A 22430-nucleotide genomic window follows, 5' to 3' on the forward strand; every position below is an offset into this window, starting at 1 on the left:
CATAGATATTAGTAAGTAACGGTAACCACGACCGAGTCGGTGTAGTTGCCTGCCGGAACGGCGGCCTGACTCGGAACGCGGCCATAAATTGTCATCGACTGGTCGGAGCCATTGCCGACACCGGTGCGGCCCGATGTCGGGGTCCATTCGGTGGTGCGGGTTGCATCTGTGTAGAGCGCATAGCTCACTTCATCGCCCGCGCTTGACTTCAGCTTGCGCACCGTGCCGGCGCCAGCGTTCGAGCCGTAGCCGACGTTGACAGTGTAATTGGCATTCGGCGTGCACTTCACCGTCGTGGGCGAACTGGCATCGATCGCCGCGTCGAGCGCGGTAACCGAACCAAACGACAGCGGCTCTGCGGTAACGCTGCAGGCCGACGAGACATTGAGTGACACTTCAACAGTGCCGGTTGCCGTCTGAGCGAGCGCCGGAGTGGCCACAACAGCCGCAGACGCGGCAAGAACGATTGCAATCTTACGCATGATATTGATCCCCTAAATGTTGGCTAACTGCCGGGTCCCTTCATGACCAAGAATGCTTTCGAAAACGCTAATGGTTAAGCGACTTTCGCATCCTCATTATGTATTTTTACATAGCGAATGTATGGTTAACGAAATGTAAAACCGCCCGGATGCTTCCGGGCAGCTGTATTCATTCAACAGGCAAGGATTAGTCGCCGGGCGACTTAAAATGTGAGGGTGACAGTAACCGTGTCGCGATATTCAACCGACCAGGCGATGGTGTTCGGTACGCGACCGTACATTGTGTGGGTAGCATGTCCGCTAGCCGGAATTACGCCACTAACGACATGGCCCGGATTCGATCCCCACACCTGATTACGGCCGGGATTGCGGTAGATCTGATAATTCACATACCGGAACAGGCCGAGAAACGCGCTCGTCGAGACCATCCGGCGTTGGCTGTTCAGGGCATTGTCGCCGTTATCGACGGCCACCGTATAGGCCGTGCCGGGATTGCAACGCACATCGATAGTCGAAGTTGCGTCGATCTGGCCGGTAAAGAAATTCGCGTTGCCGAACATCAGTGGCTCGGTATCAAGGCGGCAACCCGGCTGCACTTCCAACGCGAGTGCAACAGTATTCGTCGCCTCGCCCGCATATGCCGGATTCGCCACGGCCAGACAGGCCACGGTTACAGGTAGAGCAGCGATTTTCAGCATGAATTTCACTGTAGAAGTTCCCCAATCGAGGTTCTTCCTAAGTGAAAATGCTTACTGACGTCCTAAGAAAAATTATCTGTATGCATTTTGTGCAGAGCGGAGGAATCAGATATCGCCGCCTGTCAGGCGCTGACAGATAAGATCGAGTTGATCCAGCGTGCGATAGCGAATCGATACTGTGCCTGCGCGCGGATCGGTATCAGTCTTGATCTGCACACTAAGTCCAAGAAATTCTTCCAGATGGCGCTGAACCGCAGCGATATCGGCATCGCTTGCCGGATTTCGGGCCGCTCTGGTTTTGCGACGGGCATTCGATTCTCCGCCATCCGTGCCGCTACGGCGCACGAGTCGCTCCACTTCACGAACGGACAGCTTATCCTTCACCGCCTGACGCGCAAATTCGACCGCATTATCGTTGCCGATCAATGCCCGCGCATGCCCCATCGAGAGCGAATCAGCTTCCACCATCTCCAGTACTTCGTCGGGAAGGAGCAACAGGCGTTGCAAATTGGCGACATGACTACGCGACTTATCTACCAGTTGCGCGATTTCTGCCTGAGTCATCCCTTCCAGATCAGCAAGCCTTTGATAAGCCCTGCCTTCTTCCACGGGATTGAGATCTTCGCGCTGCACGTTCTCGATCAGGGCGAGCGCCATAACCTCGCGTTCGTCCAGATCGCGGACCAGCGCGGGAATCTCGTGCAGGCGCGCTTTTTGCGCGGCGCGCCAGCGTCGCTCGCCAGCCACCAGCTGGTAGCGACCTCCGGCAAGAGGACGAACTATGATCGGCTGAATCACTCCGCGCTGAGCGATCGATTGAGCCAGTTGGTCTAACGCATCGGCATCGAAATGTTTGCGTGGCTGATCGGGAAGTGGCTCAATCGATGCGACCGCAAGACTAGAAAGCCCTGAAACACCCGATTTTTCAATATCTTGAGCAGCACTATTCGAACCATCGGAGATCAAAGGTTCTTCCCGACGCGTCTCGCCCAACAGCGCGCCAAGGCCCTTGCCAAGCTTCTTTCTGGTATCCCCCTTCGGCCGTTCGGGAATCGAGAATCGAATGGCTGAATCTTTTGATTCGCTCATGCCGCCTTCCTTTCACCAGGAATTCGCCCGATTAATTCCCGCGCAAGCGAGATATAGGCGCGGCTGCCGGGGCAGTTGTGATCGTAAACCAGAGCGGGCAGCCCATGACTGGGCGCCTCGGAAAGACGGACGTTGCGGGGGATCACCGATTCGAACACCAGATTACCAAGGCAATCACGCACATCGTCCGCCACCTGATCGGTTAAGCGATTGCGGCGATCGAACATTGTCAGCGCAATGCCGATAATACCCAGATCTGGATTGAACCGACTCTGCACCCGCTCCACCGTTTGCAAGAGCTGGCTGAGCCCCTCGAGCGCAAAGAACTCGCATTGTAATGGCACCAGCAAAGTATCGGCCGCACTCAACGCATTCAGCGTGAGCAGACCAAGCGACGGTGGACAGTCGATAAAGGCAATATCATGCCCCATATGCCCGGAAAGCGCCTTCGAAAGGCGCGCCGTGCGATCTTCTACTGCGACCAGCTCCACTTCCGCGCCGCTCAAATCCTGAGTCGCGGGAACAATATCCATTCCTGGAATGCTGGTGGGTTGAATGCAGGACACCAGCGGAGCGCCTTCAACAAGCAGCTCATAACTCGAACTCTCTCGATCGTCGTTACCAAGCCCTAGCCCGGTAGAGGCATTACCCTGCGGATCGAGGTCGATCAGAAGTGTTTTCCACCCGGTGGCGGCCATGGCGGTGGCAATATTGATCGCCGTAGTGGTCTTCCCCACCCCGCCTTTCTGGTTTGCAATGGCGATTGTGATCATGCGGGCTTCGCCTCCTTGGCTCTTCCGACGACGATACCCGATTCGGGATCGGTTAGCGAGGGTTCCACGTGGAACATGCGCTTTAACTGGCGCGGCAGCTCATCGACTTCATTCGCTGCCGAGCGCCCTTTCGGCAACAACCACAGTGTTCCGCTTGTGGAAAATCGACGGGATAAGTCGAGTAGGCGCGGCAACGGGGCAAAGGCACGAGCCGATATGACTGACGCAGGAGCGCTATCGACCAGCTCCAGCCGCTTACCTTCAATCCGGCATCTAGGCAGTTCAAGCTCGGCTGCCATTGCCGAAAGCCATTCAACCCGACGCTTGCGCGACTCGACCAGACAGACATTCCACTCCGGTCGGGCCATCGCAATTGCGAGACCTGGGAAACCCGCACCAGTGCCAAGATCGAGCCACAATTCCATTGTTGTTTCACGTGGAACATGGAGGAGGAGCTGGATCGAGTCCGCGATATGGCGCTGCCACACCGAATCTAGTGACGCAGCAGACACGAGGTTCTGCCGACCATTCTCTTCACGGAGTCGCTCAACGAACAAATCGAACCGGGGTGCGGCGTCAACGTCGCATAACCGTTCCACCAGCGCCCGTGCCTCCTGCTCGTTGGTGATCATGCTGCAACGTCCTGACCGTGACGACGTACTCGCACGAGCAGCGCTGCCAGCGCGGCAGGTGTCACGCCAGGCACTCTACCCGCAGCGGCGAGCGTCTCAGGGCTTGCTGAGGTAAGGCGCTCTATCATCTCATGTGAGAGACCGGGCACCGTCGCATATGAAAAATCGGCCGGAATACGAACAGCATCGCTAGCCCTTAAATCTCTTAGCTCGGCCTCCTGTCGGGCGAGATAGGGGGCGTAAGCTGCATCTTCCACCAACTCAAAGCCCACATCATCCGACGCAAAGCCCTTGGGCAGCCAGGGCGTAAGACGCTCTGCGGTCAGGTGTGGGTGTGCAAGCCATTCCGCCAGCGGCTTGGAACCCGCGTCTCGCTTCACATCGAATCCCGCTTCGGCCAGATCGACCGAAGAAACTGGAACAGTGAGGGCTTCGTTCCACGCGGAACGTTTCGCAGAGCGCTCCGCATACCACTCCCTCCGCTCCGCACCGACACATCCCGCAGAAAGAGCCAGTGGGGTAAGGCGCGTCGTCGCGTTACTCGCCCGAAGGCGCAGACGGTATTCCGCACGCGCGGTCAGCATGCGATACGGCTCGCTCGCTCCATGAAGAGTCAGGTCGTCAATCATGACAGCGATATAGGAATTGGCCCGATCCATCGCGGCAGCGCTACGCCCCAGCACGGCAGCACTTGCGTGCATCCCGGCAACCAGCCCCTGAGCTGCTGCCTCTTCATAACCGGTAGTGCCATTTATTTGCCCAGCGCAATATAGACCGGGGATCACCCGAACCTGCAAACCAGAATCCAGCGCGCGGGGATCTATATGATCGTATTCCACGGCATAGCCGGGCACAGCCATCTCAACACGTTCGAGCCCGGCCATTGTCCGCAGGAAAGCCAGCTGGACGTCGACCGGCAACGAGGTACTGACTCCATTGGGATAGACAAGATTGCTCGCTAACCCTTCCGGCTCCAAAAAGACCTGATGTCCATCGCGATCACCGAAGCGATGGATCTTGTCTTCAATCGAAGGGCAATAACGCGGACCAGTCGCCCCAATAGCTCCGCTGAATAACGGGGAGCGATGAAGGTTCGCCCGGATCACATCATGCCCCGCCGCGGTTGTACGCGATATTGCACAGGCAAGCTGCGGATTGGTTCGGCTCGGGGAAAGTGGCGACATAGTCCAGTGTTCAGCATCGGAAGGCTGCTCCTCCAGACGAGCCCAATCGATAGTACGTCCGTCGAGGCGTGGCGGCGTTCCAGTCTTGAGCCGTGCCATCGGCAAATCCGCCTCGCGCAATTGCGCTGCGAGAATCTGCGCCGAACTCTCCCCGATTCGTCCACCTTCGAACTGCTCCTCCCCCCGGAACAGAGTACCTCCCAGAAACGTCCCCGTGCACAGGACAACCGCACCGGCATCGATCCGCTGACCGTCAGCCAAGGTCAGACCGACAATTCTCCCACCATGCAATACGAGCCCGGCCGCCTCGCCTTCAACAACGGTAAGATCGCCCTGCCTGTCCAGCAAATGCTGGACAGCCGCCTTGAATAGCACCCGATCGGCCTGAACCCGCGGACCCCATACAGCGCTGCCTTTCGAGCGGTTGAGCATCCGATAATGGATCGCAGCGGCATCTGCAGCGCGACCGATGATGCCATCAAACGCATCCACTTCACGAACCAGGTGTCCTTTACCCAGGCCACCTATGGCCGGATTGCAGCTCATCGCGCCCACGGTTTGCCGATCGAAGGTCACCAAAGCCACGCGTGCACCCATGCGGGCGGCAACCGCCGCCGCCTCGACGCCTGCATGTCCGCCGCCGACTACGATGATATCAAACTGCTTCATATGTCGCTGCAAATACGGCAGCTATCCCAACGGGTCAAAGCCTTGTTCCACGTGGAACCAGTCAACCATCACACTACTCACCGTGTTTCACGTGAAACATCGGAGCTATTTTCCGATACAGAAACGACCAAACAATGCATCCAGCATGTCTTCCGTTGTCGCCCGCCCGGTCAATCTATCAAACGCCACACGGACAGAACGCAATTGTTCAGCCACTATCAACGCATCTCTTTGAACATCGATGCCGCGCAATGCCTCATAGGCATCCTGAAGTATTCCATGCTGACGGGCATTGAGAGCCCCCTCGCCCGGCTTGGGAAGACAGGTTCGGGCATGTTCAATCAGTTGACGTTTCAGCTCACCAATACCGAAGCCGTCGCTGGCAGACACCCGCAATCTGGGAGAAGCCTTTGTCGCATGACCTGCATCGGCCTTGCTCTCAATCTCCCAGGCATCATCAGGCCCTTGCCCTTCCGGGCCAAGCCAGAGCACCAGATCGGCATTACCCATTGCTGCCTGTGCCCGCCCGATTCCTTCGCGCTCAATCGCGTCGTCACTACCATCATGCAAGCCTGCGGTGTCGACAAAGGTGAACGGTACTCCATCAATCGCGACCGAGCGCTCGATAATGTCACGCGTTGTACCTGCTATCGGAGAGACAATTGCTGCTTCATTTTCCAACAAAACATTGAATAAGCTTGACTTTCCAGCATTAGGCGGGCCTGCCAGCACCACTCTGAACCCTGCCTTTAGCGGTTCGCTACGCGGCCTTGCCAGCCAGTCGGCAATGTCTCCCGCCAACGTATCGACTCGTGATCCGAAATTGCCGGGAAGACCGCTGACATCGTCTTCATCTCCGAAATCGAGCACCGCCTCGACCAACGCCGAAAGACCCAACACACGCTCGCGCCAGTCATCGACGGTCCGCGATAATGCACCCGACGCCAATGCCATTGCCGCACGCCGCTGCAGCTCCGTCTCCGCCTCAAGCAGGTCGGCCAGTCCTTCTGCCTCGGCAAGATCGATTCGCCCATTGGCAAAAGCACGGCGCGTAAATTCTCCTGGCTGCGCGCGCCGCAACCCCGCCGAATCCAGCGCAGCTTCCACAACGGATACTACCGCACGCCCACCGTGGAGGTGAAGCTCCACCGTATCTTCACCCGTCGCAGTACCCGGCCCCGGAAGCCAAAGAACCAGCGCGCGATCGAGCAAATCGCCAGCGGAATTATACAGCCGCGCCGCCACGGCCCGCCGTGGCTCAGGCACTTTGCCTGACAGCTCTGCCAAAGCTTCGCGAGCCCGCGGACCACTTATCCTTACGACAGCAATCGCGGCAGGCGGCGCGCCACTGGACAAGGCAAAGATAGTGTCGGTCATCAGGACAGCCGGACGATGAATTTTTGCTTCGCTACCCGCCCTTTATCCCTACTTGTCCTTATCAGATTTGCCCGCGGCTGCACCGCTGGCCGCACCCTGCGCCTTCACCGCACCTTCGATGAAATTCTGAAACAGCTTCATTCCCACCTGCCCCATCGGAGCGAGCTGATTGGCATATTCCTGAAGCTTTTCAGTGCTACCCACACCCTTCATCGCCTTCGTCATCATCTCGACATAGACATCGTTGGCCTGGCCAACGTCCGGCAATCCCATGAAGGTCCGGGCTTCTTCCGGCGTGCAATCGATTTCGACATGGACCTTCATTACAGCTTCTCCGTTATACGTAAGTTATACATCTTGGCTTGCCGCGCCCCATCCGCAAGCCCTACGCTCAAATGTGCATCCAAAAGACGGGAGATATCGCGTGACTACCGAAACCACGATCCATACTCTTTCTGGCGACGGCAGCTTTTCCGCATATGTAGCTAAACCGGCCAATGAACCGAAAGCAGCCATTGTCGTTATACAGGAAATCTTCGGTGTAAATGCCGGGATCCGCCGTAAGTGCGATCTGCTGGCGGAACAAGGCTATCTAGCCGTTGCGCCCGACCTGTTCTGGCGACTGGAACCGGGGATCGAACTCGACCCCGATATCGAGCCGGAATTTCAGCGTGCACTCGATCTGATGGGCAAGTTCAATCAGGATCAGGGTATCCGGGACATCGAAGCAACGATCAAATGGGCCCGTACGGAAAGTGGCGGCAGGAAAGTCGGTGCCGTGGGTTACTGCCTCGGTGGGCGTCTGGCCTATATGACCGCGGCTCGCACAGATGTTGATGCATCTGTCGGGTATTATGCGGTTGGCCTTCCCGATCTGCTGCGCGAAAGCCATGCCATATCCAACCAACTTATGTTGCATATACCGACCGCCGACGGATTCGTCCCGCCTGAGGCACAAAAAGCGATGCATGAAGGGCTTGATGAGCATCCCAAGGTTACGTTGCACGACTATGCAGGATTGGATCACGGCTTCGCCACTCAGTTCGGCAAGCGTCGTGACGAACAAGGCGCAACTCTTGCCGACAGCCGTACCGAAGCCTTTTTTGCGGAGCACCTCGCGTAATGATCTTTAGCGCCGCCACGCGTCACCACACGGAAAACCTCTTTGCACGGATGCTGCCACTGCTGACATTGGCAGTTTTCACTCTGCTATTGTTGTGGCTCGGTGGCCCGTGGCGGTGGGGTCTGATCGCTACGCTTCCGTTGCTCGCACTCGCCATCTGGGATTTCTTCCAGCACGAACACTCATTGCGACGCAATTACCCCCTGCTCGCCAGAGTCCGGTGGGCAATGGAAGACCTGCGCCCGTTTGCCCGCGCCTATATAGTCGAAGGCGATCTGGAAGGTCGCCCCTTCAACCACGACGAACGTTCACTGGTCTATGCGCGAGCCAAAAAGGCGCTGGACGATCACCCCTTCGGCACCGAACTGGACGTCTATTCCGATGAATACGAGTGGCTCGCCCATTCCATCGTGCCGAACGAAAAGGCTCCCAAAGACTGGCGCGTGACAGTCGGTACAGAGCAATGCAAACGTCCATATTCCGCTGCTTTGCTGAACATTTCCGCGATGAGTTTCGGTTCGCTGTCCGCCAACGCGATCATGGCGCTGAACAAAGGGGCCGCGCTTGGGGGATTCTATCACGATACCGGCGAAGGCGGCCTGTCGAAATATCATCGCGCGCATGGTGGCGACCTCGTTTGGGAAATCGGTAGCGGATATTTTGGGTGCCGCGATGAAAAAGGGGGTTTCGATGAAGGCCTGTTCAGCGAAACGGCCAGTATCGATCAGGTCAAAATGGTCGAAATCAAGCTTAGCCAGGGGGCCAAACCGGGTCACGGCGGCGTGTTGCCAGGCCCGAAGGTAAGCGAGGAAATCGCTGAAACCCGTCATGTGAAAGTTGGGCAGGATTGCGTATCGCCCGCTGCCCACTCCACCTTTTCTACGCCGATTGAATTGCTCGAATGGGCAGCCAGGCTGCGCGATCTGTCGGGTGGCAAGCCAGTGGGTATCAAACTATGCGTCGGCCAACCGCACGAAGTATTCGCAATCATGAAGGCGATGCGCGAAACCGGCATCCGGCTCGATTTCATCGTCGTCGATGGTGCCGAGGGAGGCACTGGCGCTGCCCCGGTCGAACTGTCCAACCGTGTTGGCATGCCACTGCGCGAGGGCCTGATCCTTGTCCGTAACGCATTGATAGGCTGTGATTTAAAGGGTGAAATCAAGTTAGGAACATCGGGCAAGGTACATTCCGGTGCTGGCCTGGCGATGAATATCGGGCTGGGTGCCGACTGGTGTAATGCCGCGCGCGCGATGATGTTTTCGCTCGGATGTGTTCAGTCAATGCGATGCCACGAAGATACCTGCCCCACCGGCATCGCAACGCAAGACAAGACCCGGCAACGCGGTCTGGTGGTGGAAGACAAGGCCGAACGTGTCGCAAACTTCCAGAATGCCACCATTCAGGCTCTGCGGACGATGGTCGTCGCTATGGGGCTCGATAACCCCTGGCAAATCACCCCCGATCACATCAACGAACGTCTCAACAGCGCGCGGGCCCATGCAATCGATCGAATTTATGATTTCCTGCCCAACGGCATTTTGTTGTCCGATCCTGACTCGACACACTATTCTCGATACTGGAATGCCGCACAGGCGCACACTTTCCAGAGGGTGATATGAAGCCACACAAGGGGCTGGAGAACTGGCATCGCGTTCTGGAAGGCGGAAACCAGCCCGACGAACTGGCGGCGATCATTCGCGAAGATGCCGTGTTCCATTCCCCGGTGGTCCATACACCGCAGATGGGGCGCGACATTGTCGTCACCTATCTCGCGGCAGCTGGCGTGGTGTTGAAGACCGATAAATTCCACTACGCGCGCGAATTGCTGGATGGAAATCAGGCGCTGCTGGAATTTTACACAGAGCTGGATGGCGTGCAGATCAACGGCATCGACCTGATCACTTTCGATGATGATGGAATGATCACCGATTTCAAGGTGATGGTTCGCCCGCTAAAGGCGATCAACAAAGTGTGGGAAAAGATGGGCGCTCATCTGGCGAAAGCATCAGTCTAGACACTCGATCACGAAATCGGCTCGCTCAGCCACTTCGGTAAACGGCAGATCGATCAACTCATATCCATAATCGCGCCAGGCGACACAAACCGCGGCATCGCTGGCCCGCGCCTGATCCCAATCCTGAATCCGCTCCTCATCCGGACGATAGATCTCCCGCCACGGTGGCGCGCGGAAGATCGGGCCGCTATAGCGAGTATCGCGACATATCCGGTCCATCATTTCTGGCACCGGTAAGCCTTCAAGCCTCAGAAAACCTACTGTATCGGGAAACCCTCGGTCGAATATGGTAGCTCCATCACGCTCACCAGCTCTTTTGAAACTGACCTGTTCTCGCGCAAACATCGCCTCGGCAAAGCCTTTAGGGTCGCGCTCCCGCAGAGCCATACCCTCAGAACCCTGCAGAATGGCGCGCGCAGCCTCTTCCTCAATGGAGAAACCGCGCCGCGCCAATTCGGCCAGCAATGTCGACTTGCCCGCGCCCGGGCCACCGGTAACCACCGCACGGATCGGGCCGGGCATGGCCGTTTACTGATTCATTGTTGCGAAGAAATCTTCGTTGGTCTTGGAATCCTTCATCTTGTCGAGAAGGAATTCCATCGCATCGATAGTGCCCATCTGCATCAGAATACGGCGCAGGACCCACATCTTGGAGAGCTTGTCCTTCTCCACCAGCAATTCTTCCTTGCGGGTGCCGCTCTTGCCGACATCCAGCGCGGGGAAGATACGCTTGTCGGCCACCTTGCGGTCGAGCACGATTTCGCTGTTACCGGTGCCCTTGAATTCTTCGAAGATCACTTCGTCCATCCGGCTGCCGGTGTCTATCAGTGCGGTGGCGATAATCGACAGCGAGCCGCCCTCCTCGATATTACGCGCCGCGCCGAAGAAACGCTTGGGCCGCTGGAGCGCGTTGGCATCGACACCGCCGGTCAACACTTTGCCGCTGCTCGGCACAACGGTGTTGTACGCCCGACCGAGACGAGTGATCGAGTCCAGCAGGATCACGACGTCCTTCTTATGTTCGACCAGACGTTTCGCCTTTTCGATCACCATTTCAGCAACTTGAACGTGGCGCTGCGCCGGTTCGTCAAACGTGGAAGAGATCACTTCGCCCTTCACGCTGCGCTGCATGTCGGTCACTTCTTCCGGGCGTTCGTCCACCAGCAAAACCAGCAGGAACACTTCCGGGTGATTGTCGGTGATCGCCTTAGCGATATTCTGCAGCAACACCGTCTTACCAGTGCGCGGCGGAGCGACGATCAGAGCACGCTGCCCCTTGCCCTGCGGGCTGATAATATCGATCACCCGCGCGCTTTTGTCCTTCACTGTCGGGTCGAGCGTATCGAGCGACAGTTTCTCTTCCGGGTACAGCGGCGTCAGGTTGTCGAAATTGGTCCGGTGGCGAACAGCGTCAGGGCTGTCGTAATTGACCGCGGTAAGGCTGGTCAACGCGAAATAGCGCTCGCCTTCCTTGGGCGCACGAATTTCACCTTCGACGGTGTCGCCGGTGCGAAGGCCCCATTTACGGACCTGATTGGGCGACACGTAAATATCGTCCGGCCCGGCGAGATAGTTCGCTTCCGGGCTACGAAGAAATCCAAAACCATCGCTCAGCACTTCGATCGTGCCGATACCCATGATTTTTTCTTCGTATTCTTCGTCTTCAGCGAGTTCGCGCAGGATGGAAAACAGCAGATCCTGCCGCCGCATCGTGCTGGCGCCTTCGACGCCCAGTTCTTCGGCCATGCTCACGAGCTCGGCCGGCGCTTTTTTCTTCAGTTCTTTCAAATGCATGGAATGATTCCAGTTGGAGGTGTCACGGCCGGCCGGTCATCTGGGCTTGGAGAAAGCGGACCGGGGCGGATCGCTGAAAATGCGATGCAGCCCGAAGCCGGTTGATAGGCAGGGGAAATACTGCGTGCCGCGAGCGGCGTCAATCGAATGCGTATGCGGTTCGTCGTCCGGTTATATCGGACGGACGATCACCAGCACTACCACCAGCGCAGCGACAATCCCCGGTACTTCGTTGAGCAGGCGGAGCTGTTTGTCTCCCAGGGTCCGTTCCCCGCGGGCCAGCTTCTTCGCATAACCCGCCATCCACCCGTGATAGCCAGACAGCAGCAACACGAGAAACAGCTTGGCATGAAGCCAGGGCTCGCCCCACAGATGCTGGCTGGTTGCGAGCAAAATCCCGAACACCCACACGACCACCATCGATGGATTAAGAATAATCTTGAGCAACTTACGCTCGCGGTCAATCCATTTGGAATCTTCCGCAGAGCCAATTTCGGTTTCCTGATGATACACGAAATAGCGTGGGAGCATGAACAGCCCCGCCATCCAGAAAATCACGAAAATGATGTGACCGGCCTTCAGCCACAGGTACGTCATCGCCAGCGCGCCTTGCATGATGCCCAGATAGGCGTTGAAAGCCGCATAGTCACCCCCTCCAGCTACGAACTGTGGTTTTCAACCGTTCAACGTGTTCGATCGGAGTACGCCGGTCGATCCCGTGGCCGAGATTGAACACGTGCGGACGATCGGCAAATGCGCGCAGAATCGTTTGCGCTCGCATCTCCAGCGCCTCTCCACCCGACAACAGCAACAGAGGATCGAGATTGCCCTGCACCGGCATCCCGCCTGGCAGTTCGCGTGCGGCCCATTCGGGGTCGATGGTTTCATCCACACCCACGGCATCCACACCGGTATCGCGCGCATAAAGCGGCAATTTCTCGCCCGCGCCCTTTGGAAAACCGATTACCGGGACACCGGGACACCGCTGATGCAACGCCGCGGTAATGGCTGCATTGGGGGCAATGACCCACCGGGCAAATTCGTCTGGTGCGAGACTACCGGCCCATGAATCGAACAACTGCACTGCTTCGGCGCCCGCTTCGATCTGACCCACCAGATATTCGACCGTCACATCCACGATTGCATCGATGATCGCGCTGAATCCCGCCGGATCGCGGTAGGCCATGGCCCGCGCCTCGTGCTGATCGCGGCTGCCTTCACCATTCACCATATACGTCGCAACGGTCCACGGGCTACCTGCGAAGCCCAGCAAGGTAGTCTCAGGGCTAAGTTGGGCCTTCACGCTGGTCACGGTGGCATAGATCGGCTCGAGGCGCTGAGGAACCGCCTGAAGCGACGAGAGCGTACAATCGACCAGCCTTGGACTCAGTTGCGGCCCCTCGCCCGCCAGAAATGCCAGATCCTGTCCCATCGCATAGGGCACGATCAGAATGTCGGAAAACAGGATGGCACCGTCAAATCCGAACCGGCGAATCGGTTGAATCGTAACCTCTGCTGCGGCTTGCGTATCGTACACCAGTTCAAGGAACCCGCCTTTGTCCGCCCGCAACTCGCGGTATTCGGGAAGGTAGCGTCCAGCCTGGCGCATCAGCCACATGGGAACCGTGTCAGCGCGCGTTCCGCGCAGGGTATCGAGAAGGAGACCGGGCATCGTTTTTAAAGGTCCAATCCAATACAAATAAGATTCTTATATAAGATGATGGAGTCTGTTGGCCCTGTGGATTGTGGGGACAGCCGTGCCCTGCCCGATTTCTCCCCCGCTGAACAGGGCAAATGGGCCAACGAATCATTACAATTCCGCGTCAACCAAAGGTTATCCCCGCTGTCCCCAGCCTGGGGAAAGGTCAGCGAACCTGTCCACAACTCGCCGGTTGGCGGACTCGTAGTGGGTATGAAAAGGTGGGCTTCGCTTGTCCGCAGCTCTGTCCCATGGTTTATGCCGGTACTTGTCCACAACTCGTCAGAGCCTGTCACCAATGCCGCGTCTCCACCTTCATCTGCTATCGGATTCCACCGGCGAAACGCTGGAGATGATCGCCAAGGCGGCCCTCGCGCAGTTCGAGGAAACCGATATTCAGCGCCATTTCTGGCCAATGGTTCGCAGCCGCCAGCATCTCGACCGGATCGTGCCCGATCTGGCCGCCAATCCGGGGCTGGTGCTGTTCACGCTGGTCAATGCCGAAACCCGTACCCGGCTGGAGGAGCATTGTCGTACCCTCGGCTTGCCTGCCGTCCCCGTGCTCGATGCCGTGACAGAGGCGTTGGAAACGCAACTGGGTCAGGCCGCCCATGGTCGCCCCGGCCGCCAGCATTCGATGGACGATGCCTATTTCAAGCGGGTGGAGGCGATTCATTATACGATCGCACATGACGACGGGATTGCATACGAAGACTGGGAAGACGCCGATATCATTCTGGCGGGGGTGTCGCGCAGTTCGAAAACACCGACCAGCATCTATCTCGCCAATCGCGGGTATAAGGTCGCCAATATCCCGCTGGTAGTGGAAAGCCCGCCGCCCGATCTGCTGTTCCGCCTGCGCCGCCCGATGGTAGTTGGCCTGACGACCGCGCCCGAACGTCTGGTACAGGTGCGGCGGAACCGGTTGCTGACAATCGCAGACGGGCAGGAAAGCACTTATGTCGATGCGGAGCGGGTGGCCGAAGAAGTGCGCTTTGCCCGCCGCATGTTTGCCGACAATGCCTGGCCGGTGATCGATGTGACCAGGCGGTCGATTGAGGAAACCGCCGCTGCGGTGATCAAGCTGTATAACGAACGCGAAGCGCGCGAGATTCCTCCGGTCGTGGGGCCCAAGCCAATATGACCCTGATCCTTGCATCCAAAAGCGCTAGCCGCCGCGCTATGCTCGACGCAGCCGGGGTAGCTTACGAAGCGATACCTGCCGATGTCGATGAACGGGCGATAGAGGCGGAACTTGGCAACAGCGTTCCGGCGCATGTGGCGCTGGCACTGGCTGAGGCGAAGGCCATCGCTGTAGCCAATACCAATCCGGGGCATCTGGTGCTGGGCAGCGATTCACTGGTCAGCGTTGGCGGAAAACGCTTCGACAAGCCTGTGTCGCGTGCGGATGCCGCGCGTCACTTGCGGGAATTTTCGGGCAAGCCAATGAAGCTGCATAGCGGGGCGGCGCTGGCGCGGGATGGTAAGGTGTTATGGAGCGGAGGCGATCTTGCCCGGCTGCATGTTCGCGATCTGTCGGATGGGTTCATCGAAAGCTATCTCGATGCCGAATGGCCCGAAATCGACGGCTGCGTCGGTTGCTTTCGGATCGAGGCGCGGGGTGTGCAGTTGTTCCAGGCAATAGAAGGCGATCAGTTCACTGTGCTGGGTATGCCATTGATTAAAGTGCTTGGCGCACTGCGCGATCTGGGAGTAATGCAGGCATGAGCCCCGCCGCACCGGTAAAGCCCTATTCCGAAGTGATCGGGTATCCGATTGCTCAAAGTAAATCGCCCGTGATTCATGGCTTCTGGTTGGAAAGACTGGCGATTGACGCTGACTATCGCGCCACTCTGGTGGCCGATGGGGGCCTGCCGGATTATCTCGCATCGCGCCGGGCGGATGCCGAATGGCGGGGATGCAACGTGACGATGCCGCACAAACAGGCGGTGATCCCGCTGATCGATCGTCTCGATCCCATTGCGGATCGGATCGGGGCAGTGAACACGATCGTTCGGGAAGGTGATGCGCTTGTCGGATATAATACCGATGCAGCCGGTTTTCTCGAACCGCTGGCGGCGCGGCTGGCGCAGGCGCATTATTTCCGCATGGCCCGGATAATCGGCACAGGTGGCGCTGCGCGGGCGATTGTCGCTGCGCTGGCCGGTGAGGGCTTCACTCTGGTGCTGGCGGGTCGCAATCCCGACAAGGCTCGCGATCTGCTCGACACGCTCGATCCGGCGGGGGAACATTACGCCATCGATCTGGCACACTTTGCCGATGCGACCGATTTTCCGTTCGACGATCGCGAGGGATGCCTCGATCTCGTGGTCAATGCATCCCCGTTGGGAATGCGCGGGCAACCGCCGCTTACTTTCGACTGGAGCCATGCGCCGCCGGGATCGGTAGCATACGATATTGTTACCGATCCGCTCGACACCCCGTTTCTGACTGGTGCCCGTTCGCAGGGGCTGCACACCATTGATGGATTGTCGATGCTGATCGGGCAAGCCGCGGTGGCATTCGGGAAATTCTTCGACAAGCCCGCTCTGCGCGACGTGGAAACTGAGGCCGCCCTGCGCGAAAGGTTGCTGGCGTGACGCGGCCAGTCATTCTCGGCCTGACCGGTTCGATCGGCATGGGCAAATCGACCGTAGCGGAAATGTTCATGGAACTGGGTGTGCCGGTGTTCGATGCCGATGCCACGGTGCGGCGATTGCAGGGGCCGGGCGGGGCACTTGTCCCTGCGATAGAGGCGGCGTTTCCCGGATCGACCGGCCCCGCTGGTGTGCGGCGAGAGGCGCTGGGCGAACAGGTGTTCGGCGATAAGGCCGCGCTCGCCCGGCTGGAGGCTATCGTGCACCCGGCGGTCGCGGAAGAGCGCGGTGCGTTCATGATCGAACATGCCGGGCAACCGCTGGTGGTGTTCGACATTCCGCTATTGTTCGAAAAAGGCGGGGTGGAGCAGGTCGATGTTGTTGCCGTGGTGTCGGCACCGGCGGAAACCCAGCGGACACGCGTACTCGCCCGCCCAGGCATGACGCCGGACAAGTTCGCTCATATCCTGTCGCTGCAAGTGCCCGATGCGGAAAAGCGCGCGCGCGCAGATCATGTGATCGATACCGGCACGACTCTGGCTGAAACCCGCCAGCGGGTGAAACGACTCGTTACTGCGCTGACTGACCGATAACTGCCGCGAATTCGTGAGTCGTGCCCTTGTCACAAGGGGGTTTCAGGGCGATATAGTTGCTGATGCGCGAGATCGTTTTCGATACCGAAACCACCGGGCTGGATCACAAGACAGGTGATCGGATGGTTGAGATTGGCTGTATCGAAATGGTCAATCGCGTGGCCACGGGCCAGACCTTCCACGCCTATTACAATCCCGATCGCGATATGCCTGCTGCGGCGGAGGCGGTGCATGGCTTGTCGGCGGCGTTCTTGTCGGACAAGCCACGGTTTCATGAACAGGTGGATGAGCTGCTGGCCTTTATCGGCGATGCACCGCTGGTGGCGCACAATGCCAGTTTCGATTTCGGCTTTCTTAATGCCGAGCTGGAAATAGCCGGGCGCGAACCGGTGTCGCTCGACCGGATGGTGGATACCATTGCAATTGCCAAGCGGCGGCATCCGGGTGCCAAACTGACGCTGGACGCATTGTGCACCCGCTATGGCATCGACCGCAGCCACCGTATCAAACACGGCGCATTGCTCGATGCCGAATTGCTGGCACAGCTTTATGTCGAACTGACCGGCGGCCGCCAGATCGGGCTGGAGCTGGCGGCTGGCGAGGTTGGCGGTGACGATGATGTAGTGGGCATGCCCGCGCGCCCTGAACGGCGGCGCGAATTCCGCCCACCGCGTCCGCATTCCGCGTCGGAAGAAGAATTGGCCCGCCATCGCGCATTTATCGGCCGGATGGACGGAGCGATTTGGAACAGTTGAACGTTCCGAATGTGAGCGATCGCTAGTGGTCGCACCAGAAGAGGAGTAGATTGACGATGGATATTCGCGTTTCAGGCCACCAGATCGAAACCGGCGCTGCGCTGCAGGAACACGTTGCCGATCGGCTTAACGCTATCGTCGATAAGTATTTCAATCGTGCGCTGTCGTCCAATGTCACGTTTGGCAAAGCACCTGCCGGCGCGTTCAGTTGCGATATCGTGACGCATGTGATGCATGGCCTTATCCTCAAGGCGCATGGCGTGGCGCAGGATGCCCATCAGGCTGCCGATGCGGCTGCGGAAAAGCTGGATAAGCAGCTCCGCCGGTATAAGCGGCGCCTGCAGGACCGCAACGCGCAAAGCCAGCAGGCCGTGCTGGAAGAAGAGGCCGCCTACACGATCTTCGCCGCCCCCGAAGAAGATGCGGAAGAAGAGACGGGTGGCGATGCGCCGATGATTATCGCGGAAACCACCGCCGATATTCCAGAGGCCAGCGTTGCCGACGCGGTGATGATGCTCGATCTGCGTGATACCAACGCTATGTTGTTCAAAAACGCTGGAACTGGGCGGCACAATATGGTTTACCGCCGCGGTGATGGTTCGATCGGCTGGGTCGAACCGCGGTAGATCGCGATCTTCGGGGAGAGGATACGTGATCGGTCCTCTCCTTTTCCATGATCGAGTGTTTGGTTTTTTAAGACCATGATGAACGTTATCTTCAAATTGCTGCCGGAGGCTGTGTGGGTCGATGACCTGCACGACAAGCGCTCCATTATCGAAGCTCTCGCGACCCGTTTCGCAAAAGTCTATTCGCTCGACCGGACGGCTGTGCTCGAAGGGCTGGAAGAACGCGAAGCGCTGGGCAGCACCGGGTTCGGTCGTTCGGTTGCACTGCCGCATGCCCGGATCGATGGGCTGGCTCGCCCGGTGGCGGCGCTTCTCAAGCTGGAAAGTTCGGTCGATTTCGATGCAGCGGACAATATGCCGGTCGATATTGTGATTGGCCTGTTGTCGCCGACCAATTCCGGCGCGACACATCTCCATGCGCTGGCCGCGCTGTCGCGGATGGTGCGCGACGAAGATATGCATCGTGCGCTGACTGAAGCGCAGGATACCGAAGCGCTCTATGCCTTGCTGACAAACGCGTCGGATCGTGACGCTGCCTGACGATATCCCCGATGGCGCGAATCCCCATGGGGCCGCCCTGCACCATCGCGCGCTGGAACGGCTCTATGCCGCCGCGCCGGTCAACCGCCTGTTCAATTCCCGGCTGGAAATCACCGGCGACGGCGCGGCCCGCATTCATTTTACGATAGACGAGCGAGTCTATCACGCGGCTGGCGCGGCGCACGGCACGGTCTATTTCAAGATGCTCGACGATGCCGCATTTTACGCGGCGAACACCCGGATTACCGATCGTTTCCTGCTGACCACGTCGTTCAACCTGCATTTCACTAAGCCGGTAAAATCGGGAGAGGTAATCGCCGAAGGTCGCTGGATCAGCGGGCGCAAGCGCGTGCTGGTAGGCGAATCGCGCCTGATCGACGCGGAGGGAGAGGAAATCGGGCGGGGCACCGGCACGTTCATGCGTTCGCGCATTCCGCTCTCCAGCCTGCCCGGCTACTCCGATCCCGTATAGCGATGGATGCGCGCCTTCCTGCCCATCTGGAAGTTGCCGCGATTCGCCGCCTGGCTGAGTCGCAGGGCGGCTTCGCTACAGTGCTTGCGCGCGGTGAACGCGATGCCGGGACAGTGGCCATCGTAATTATCGATCGTGATAAACCCGCCGCAATATACGAACGTATGCCACAGATGGATGGTACCCGTTCTTTTGTGCGTACAAAATCAGAAGACACTGAAAACAAATCGGAATTTTCAGAATACCTTGATCGACGACGGCTCCGCGACCCCGATCTGTGGTTAATAGAGGTGGACGTCGCTGATGAAGAACGGCTCATCGCAGGTTTACCGGGATAATCGTTACCAGAGTTGACTTCGCGGCTGCAGCATCTATTTGCGCCGCCACCTTTACGGGCGCAGGCGGCTCGGGCGACATGGGGTCGGCCGGTCAGCGCGCAGACGGGGGGCGGCCGGCAGGCAATGTGCAGAACCCACTGTTAACGCATGCAATGCGCTAAGGGTTCCCAGTCTGCGTCGGGCGCGTCCACCGCCTAAACCGACGGATAAATGAAGTTTCATCGCGCCACTCTCGCGGCAATCGCCGCGACGACAGTGTTTACGCTCTCGTTCGCCGATGGTTCCGGCGCAAATGCTCAACCGGGCGAGAACCAACCCCAGGCTGCTCTGCCGCTGACCGAAGAAACGGTCCCGCAGGCAGAAAACGTCCAGTTCGTGTCAGAACCGGTCGTGCAGGCGATTACCGAACAATCCGAAGATCAGGCGGCTGACGGCAACGATGCCGATGTGGACGCACTGCTGAGCAACGCCGGTTCGCTACGTCAGCTTGTCGCAACGGTGCCTTCCGGCGAAAAGCTGTCGCGGCAGATGAAGTGCCTCGCCGGTGCGATCTATTTCGAATCCCGTGGTGAGCCGCTCGTCGGCCAGCTTGCTGTGGCGAAAGTCATCATCAATCGCGCTGAATCGAGCGCCTTTCCGTCGGACTATTGCGGTGTTGTCTATCAGCGTTCGCAGTTCTCGTTCGTGCGGGGCGGGCGTATGCCGCATATCCGCACGGCCTCTGCCGCGTGGAAGCGTGCGAAGGCAATTGCCCGGATCGCTCACGAAGATCTGTGGGAAAGCAAGGCCGATGATGCGCTGTATTTCCACGCTCGCCGCGTGAACCCGCGCTGGAGCCGCAACCGCGTGGCCGCCGCGACGATCAGCTCACACGTATTTTACAAGTAAGGCCGCTGCTGGCCAGCTCCTGCAAGCCGGATGAATTAGCCAGCGATATCCACCCACACAGGGGTGTGATCGCTGGCTTTTTCGCGTCCGCGATACTCACGATCGACCCCGGCCGCGGTCATCCGGTCGGCCAGTTCGGGGCTGAGCAGCAAGTGATCGATGCGAAACCCGTGGTCCCGCTGCCACCCGCCAGCCTGATAATCCCAGAATGTCCACACCCCGCCGCGCGGGTTGAGTGTATCGATGGCATCGGTCCACCCATCGCCCAGTAAACGGGCATAGGCATCGCGCGATTCGGGTTGCATCAGCGCATCGGCGGCCATCGCCTTAGGCGACCAGACGTCTTTATCTTCTGGAATAACGTTGAAATCGCCTACTACCGTGCAGGGAATTTCCTGATCCCACAAATCGCGCATGCGGGCGCGCAGTCGCTCCATCCATGCCAGCTTGTATTCGAATTTCGGCCCCGGCACCGGATTGCCATTGGGAAGATAGATGCATGCGATCCGCACCCCGTTCACGTCGGCTTCGATATAGCGCGAATGATCGTCGTCCGGGTCCCCCGGCAGGGTGCGCTGGGTTTCGACGGGTTCGATCCCATCGGCCAGAATGGCGACCCCGTTAAAGCCCTTCTGGCCATGCCAGATCGCGCGATAGCCGATTTTCTCGAAAGCCTCGGCCGGGAAGCCTTCGTCCTGGCTTTTGATTTCCTGCAGGCAGGCGACCGTGGGCCGGGTTTCTTCCAGCCATTCGATCAGGCGGGGCAGGCGTGCTTTGACGCCGTTGATATTGAAGGATGCAATCCGCATCCGGCGACTATTAGATGCCGAAGCTGGAACCGCAACCGCAACCGGCGGCCGCTTGCGGGTTTTCGACCCGGAATGCGGCGCCGCCCAGCGATTCGACGAAATCGACCGTGCTGCCCGCTACCAGATCGTGACTGACCGGATCGACCACCAGCTTAACCCCGTCGGTCTCGCTGACGCTGTCGTCGGTCTCGGCAGCGTCGGACAGGTCGAATTTGTACTGGAAGCCCGAGCAACCGCCCCCTTCGACCGAAAGGCGCAGGATCGCCGGTTTCGACTGGCGTTGAGCAATCGCCGCCACGCGTTTGGCAGCAGACGGGGTCAGGATGAGCGGATCGGCCATAGATACGATGTAGGGAGACTGCCGCCCCCACTCAAGATCATGCCGACTGGATATAAGTCCGCATCGCTTCGGCTTCGGTGGCGATGGCATCGACCTGCGCCTTCACCAGATCGCCGATCGAGATGAAACCGCACATCTGCCCGTTCTGAATAACTGGCAGGTGGCGGATGCGCCGCCGGGTCATCAGCCCCAGCGCTTCGTCCACCGATGTGCCCGGCTCCACTGTAATGGCAGGCGCGGTCATCACTTCGCCCAGCGGTTTGGAAAGGCTCGCCTCGCCTTCCTGCCCCAGACAATAGACGACATCGCGTTCCGAAAAAATGCCGGCCACTTCGCCGTGACGCATCACCGGCAGTGCCCCGATTCGACGGGTAGCAAGCACCGCAAGCGCTTCGCGCATCGGCACATCGACATCGCAGGTCACGATATCCGAACTGGCGCGGCCTGCAATCAGTTGGGCAATATCCATCGTTCGATCTCCCCATTATATGTCTTTATCTTGCGCGCAAGAATGCCACGATCTGCCGTGAAAGGCCAGCAGCAGGCATTGCCATCCCGTTCCGCAAGGCCCATGTGGGGCCTGTGAAAACCCCTCCGCCCCCTTCCCCGCTCGACGATCCCACGAATGCTGCGTTCGCCTGGAACAAATACCGGCGCATGATGCAGATTGTGGGCGGGGTGACAGTCGTTGTCGTGATCGCTTCGCTTGTCGGCCTGTGGCTGACGGTGGAAGATGCATCGATCCACTTCTATATCGCCACCGGGCTGGGCGTGACCTTCACCATGCTGCTGGCCGGGGCGCTGATGGGGCTGATGTTCCTGTCGAACGGCACCGGGCACGATGCTGCCGTCAGCGATCCGTTCGACGGGGAAGACCGGTCGGGCAAGCAGGATTAGCGCCGCCTTCCATTGGATCGCCTTTCGCCTGGTTATTT

At 58.8% G+C, this 22430-nt stretch carries 29 protein-coding genes; 14 read left to right on the forward strand and 15 right to left on the reverse strand.

Annotated features, from left to right (window positions below; genetic code table 11):
- Nucleotides 1–8: 8 nt before the first annotated feature.
- The 8 genes from CV013_RS07950 to CV013_RS07985 all read right to left on the reverse strand — a co-directional run bounded on the left by CV013_RS07950 (nt 9) and on the right by CV013_RS07985 (nt 7228).
- Complete coding sequence (locus CV013_RS07950; protein WP_102154741.1) at nt 9–482, reverse strand: Csu type fimbrial protein; 474 nt, start codon at nt 480–482, stop codon at nt 9–11.
- 203 nt (nt 483–685) lie between these two features.
- A complete protein-coding gene (locus CV013_RS07955; protein ID WP_102154742.1) occupies nt 686–1180 on the reverse strand; it encodes a Csu type fimbrial protein in 495 nt (164 codons plus the stop codon).
- 105 nt (nt 1181–1285) lie between these two features.
- Nucleotides 1286–2269 carry a ParB/RepB/Spo0J family partition protein gene (locus CV013_RS07960; protein WP_102154743.1) on the reverse strand — a complete coding sequence of 328 codons (984 nt, stop codon included), beginning with the start codon at nt 2267–2269 and terminating at the stop codon, nt 1286–1288.
- Entirely contained in the window at nt 2266–3042 is a 777-nt protein-coding gene (locus CV013_RS07965) for a ParA family protein (RefSeq protein WP_102154744.1), read from the reverse strand. Before CV013_RS07965 ends, CV013_RS07960 begins: the two co-directional genes overlap by 4 nt.
- Complete coding sequence (rsmG, locus tag CV013_RS07970; RefSeq protein WP_102154745.1) at nt 3039–3674, reverse strand: 16S rRNA (guanine(527)-N(7))-methyltransferase RsmG; 636 nt, start codon at nt 3672–3674, stop codon at nt 3039–3041. The genes CV013_RS07965 and rsmG overlap by 4 nt, the downstream gene beginning before the upstream one ends.
- On the reverse strand, nt 3671–5527 hold the full coding sequence (mnmG, locus tag CV013_RS07975; protein ID WP_102154746.1) for a tRNA uridine-5-carboxymethylaminomethyl(34) synthesis enzyme MnmG: 1857 nt from the start codon (nt 5525–5527) through the stop codon (nt 3671–3673). Before mnmG ends, rsmG begins: the two co-directional genes overlap by 4 nt.
- A gap of 105 nt (nt 5528–5632) precedes the next feature.
- The gene (gene mnmE, locus CV013_RS07980; RefSeq protein WP_102154747.1) at nt 5633–6904 is read right to left on the reverse strand and encodes a tRNA uridine-5-carboxymethylaminomethyl(34) synthesis GTPase MnmE; all 1272 of its coding nucleotides are present in this window, start codon (nt 6902–6904) and stop codon (nt 5633–5635) included.
- Between the two features lie 48 nt (nt 6905–6952).
- Nucleotides 6953–7228: a DUF6489 family protein gene (locus CV013_RS07985; protein WP_102154748.1), complete on the reverse strand. Its 276-nt coding sequence runs from the start codon at nt 7226–7228 to the stop codon at nt 6953–6955.
- Between the two features lie 100 nt (nt 7229–7328).
- Here CV013_RS07985 and CV013_RS07990 point away from each other — a divergent pair, with 100 nt between their 5' ends.
- From CV013_RS07990 to CV013_RS08000, 3 genes are read left to right on the forward strand one after another with little or no spacing between them, the layout of a single operon-like run.
- Complete coding sequence (locus CV013_RS07990; protein ID WP_102154749.1) at nt 7329–8027, forward strand: dienelactone hydrolase family protein; 699 nt, start codon at nt 7329–7331, stop codon at nt 8025–8027.
- The gene (locus CV013_RS07995; protein ID WP_102154750.1) at nt 8027–9649 is read left to right on the forward strand and encodes an FMN-binding glutamate synthase family protein; all 1623 of its coding nucleotides are present in this window, start codon (nt 8027–8029) and stop codon (nt 9647–9649) included. The genes CV013_RS07990 and CV013_RS07995 overlap by 1 nt, the downstream gene beginning before the upstream one ends.
- Nucleotides 9646–10044, forward strand: a complete 399-nt coding sequence (locus tag CV013_RS08000; protein WP_102154751.1) for a nuclear transport factor 2 family protein — start codon at nt 9646–9648, stop codon at nt 10042–10044. The genes CV013_RS07995 and CV013_RS08000 overlap by 4 nt, the downstream gene beginning before the upstream one ends.
- Here the strand turns inward: CV013_RS08000 and CV013_RS08005 are convergent.
- From CV013_RS08005 to hemE, 4 genes are all read right to left on the reverse strand, one after another.
- Entirely contained in the window at nt 10036–10566 is a 531-nt protein-coding gene (locus tag CV013_RS08005; RefSeq protein ID WP_102154752.1) for an AAA family ATPase, read from the reverse strand. The two genes, CV013_RS08000 and CV013_RS08005, sit on opposite strands and share 9 nt — an antisense overlap.
- A gap of 6 nt (nt 10567–10572) precedes the next feature.
- The gene (gene rho / locus CV013_RS08010) at nt 10573–11838 is read right to left on the reverse strand and encodes a transcription termination factor Rho (protein WP_102154753.1); all 1266 of its coding nucleotides are present in this window, start codon (nt 11836–11838) and stop codon (nt 10573–10575) included.
- 171 nt (nt 11839–12009) lie between these two features.
- Nucleotides 12010–12435, reverse strand: a complete 426-nt coding sequence (locus CV013_RS08015) for a CopD family protein (RefSeq protein WP_232806570.1) — start codon at nt 12433–12435, stop codon at nt 12010–12012.
- Between the two features lie 49 nt (nt 12436–12484).
- Nucleotides 12485–13510, reverse strand: a complete 1026-nt coding sequence (hemE, locus tag CV013_RS08020) for a uroporphyrinogen decarboxylase (RefSeq protein WP_102154755.1) — start codon at nt 13508–13510, stop codon at nt 12485–12487.
- A 325-nt stretch (nt 13511–13835) separates the two neighbouring features.
- Here hemE and CV013_RS08025 point away from each other — a divergent pair, with 325 nt between their 5' ends.
- The 10 genes from CV013_RS08025 to CV013_RS08070 all read left to right on the forward strand — a co-directional run bounded on the left by CV013_RS08025 (nt 13836) and on the right by CV013_RS08070 (nt 20346).
- Nucleotides 13836–14681, forward strand: a complete 846-nt coding sequence (locus tag CV013_RS08025; protein WP_102154756.1) for a pyruvate, water dikinase regulatory protein — start codon at nt 13836–13838, stop codon at nt 14679–14681.
- Nucleotides 14678–15265 carry a Maf family protein gene (locus CV013_RS08030; RefSeq protein ID WP_102154757.1) on the forward strand — a complete coding sequence of 196 codons (588 nt, stop codon included), beginning with the start codon at nt 14678–14680 and terminating at the stop codon, nt 15263–15265. Before CV013_RS08025 ends, CV013_RS08030 begins: the two co-directional genes overlap by 4 nt.
- A complete protein-coding gene (aroE, locus tag CV013_RS08035; RefSeq protein WP_102154758.1) occupies nt 15262–16137 on the forward strand; it encodes a shikimate dehydrogenase in 876 nt (291 codons plus the stop codon). Before CV013_RS08030 ends, aroE begins: the two co-directional genes overlap by 4 nt.
- On the forward strand, nt 16134–16727 hold the full coding sequence (gene coaE / locus CV013_RS08040) for a dephospho-CoA kinase (RefSeq protein ID WP_102154759.1): 594 nt from the start codon (nt 16134–16136) through the stop codon (nt 16725–16727). The genes aroE and coaE overlap by 4 nt, the downstream gene beginning before the upstream one ends.
- Before the next feature lie 62 nt (nt 16728–16789).
- Nucleotides 16790–17482: a DNA polymerase III subunit epsilon gene (dnaQ, locus tag CV013_RS08045; RefSeq protein WP_102154760.1), complete on the forward strand. Its 693-nt coding sequence runs from the start codon at nt 16790–16792 to the stop codon at nt 17480–17482.
- Between the two features lie 56 nt (nt 17483–17538).
- Nucleotides 17539–18108: a ribosome hibernation-promoting factor, HPF/YfiA family gene (gene hpf / locus CV013_RS08050; protein ID WP_102154761.1), complete on the forward strand. Its 570-nt coding sequence runs from the start codon at nt 17539–17541 to the stop codon at nt 18106–18108.
- A 78-nt stretch (nt 18109–18186) separates the two neighbouring features.
- Nucleotides 18187–18648 carry a PTS sugar transporter subunit IIA gene (locus CV013_RS08055; RefSeq protein ID WP_102155132.1) on the forward strand — a complete coding sequence of 154 codons (462 nt, stop codon included), beginning with the start codon at nt 18187–18189 and terminating at the stop codon, nt 18646–18648.
- Nucleotides 18635–19120: a PaaI family thioesterase gene (locus CV013_RS08060; RefSeq protein WP_223805170.1), complete on the forward strand. Its 486-nt coding sequence runs from the start codon at nt 18635–18637 to the stop codon at nt 19118–19120. The genes CV013_RS08055 and CV013_RS08060 overlap by 14 nt, the downstream gene beginning before the upstream one ends.
- Before the next feature lie 2 nt (nt 19121–19122).
- Nucleotides 19123–19458, forward strand: a complete 336-nt coding sequence (locus tag CV013_RS08065; protein ID WP_102154762.1) for a DUF1491 family protein — start codon at nt 19123–19125, stop codon at nt 19456–19458.
- 210 nt (nt 19459–19668) lie between these two features.
- Entirely contained in the window at nt 19669–20346 is a 678-nt protein-coding gene (locus CV013_RS08070) for a cell wall hydrolase (protein WP_102154763.1), read from the forward strand.
- 35 nt (nt 20347–20381) lie between these two features.
- Here CV013_RS08070 and xth read toward each other — a convergent pair whose 3' ends face one another.
- From xth to CV013_RS08085, 3 genes are read right to left on the reverse strand one after another with little or no spacing between them, the layout of a single operon-like run.
- Nucleotides 20382–21155: an exodeoxyribonuclease III gene (gene xth, locus CV013_RS08075; protein WP_102154764.1), complete on the reverse strand. Its 774-nt coding sequence runs from the start codon at nt 21153–21155 to the stop codon at nt 20382–20384.
- A 10-nt stretch (nt 21156–21165) separates the two neighbouring features.
- Complete coding sequence (locus CV013_RS08080) at nt 21166–21495, reverse strand: HesB/IscA family protein (RefSeq protein WP_102154765.1); 330 nt, start codon at nt 21493–21495, stop codon at nt 21166–21168.
- Nucleotides 21496–21532: 37 nt separating this feature from the next.
- Nucleotides 21533–21964, reverse strand: a complete 432-nt coding sequence (locus CV013_RS08085) for a CBS domain-containing protein (RefSeq protein WP_102154766.1) — start codon at nt 21962–21964, stop codon at nt 21533–21535.
- Between the two features lie 113 nt (nt 21965–22077).
- On the opposite strand from CV013_RS08085, the gene CV013_RS08090 reads away from it, so the two are divergent.
- Nucleotides 22078–22392 (forward strand): hypothetical protein, encoded by a 315-nt coding sequence (locus CV013_RS08090; RefSeq protein ID WP_102154767.1) that lies wholly within the window; start codon nt 22078–22080, stop codon nt 22390–22392.
- Nucleotides 22393–22430: the final 38 nt, after the last annotated feature.

Origin of the sequence: Tsuneonella flava (assembly GCF_002870965.1) — a bacterium.
Lineage (GTDB): Bacteria > Pseudomonadota > Alphaproteobacteria > Sphingomonadales > Sphingomonadaceae > Tsuneonella > Tsuneonella flava.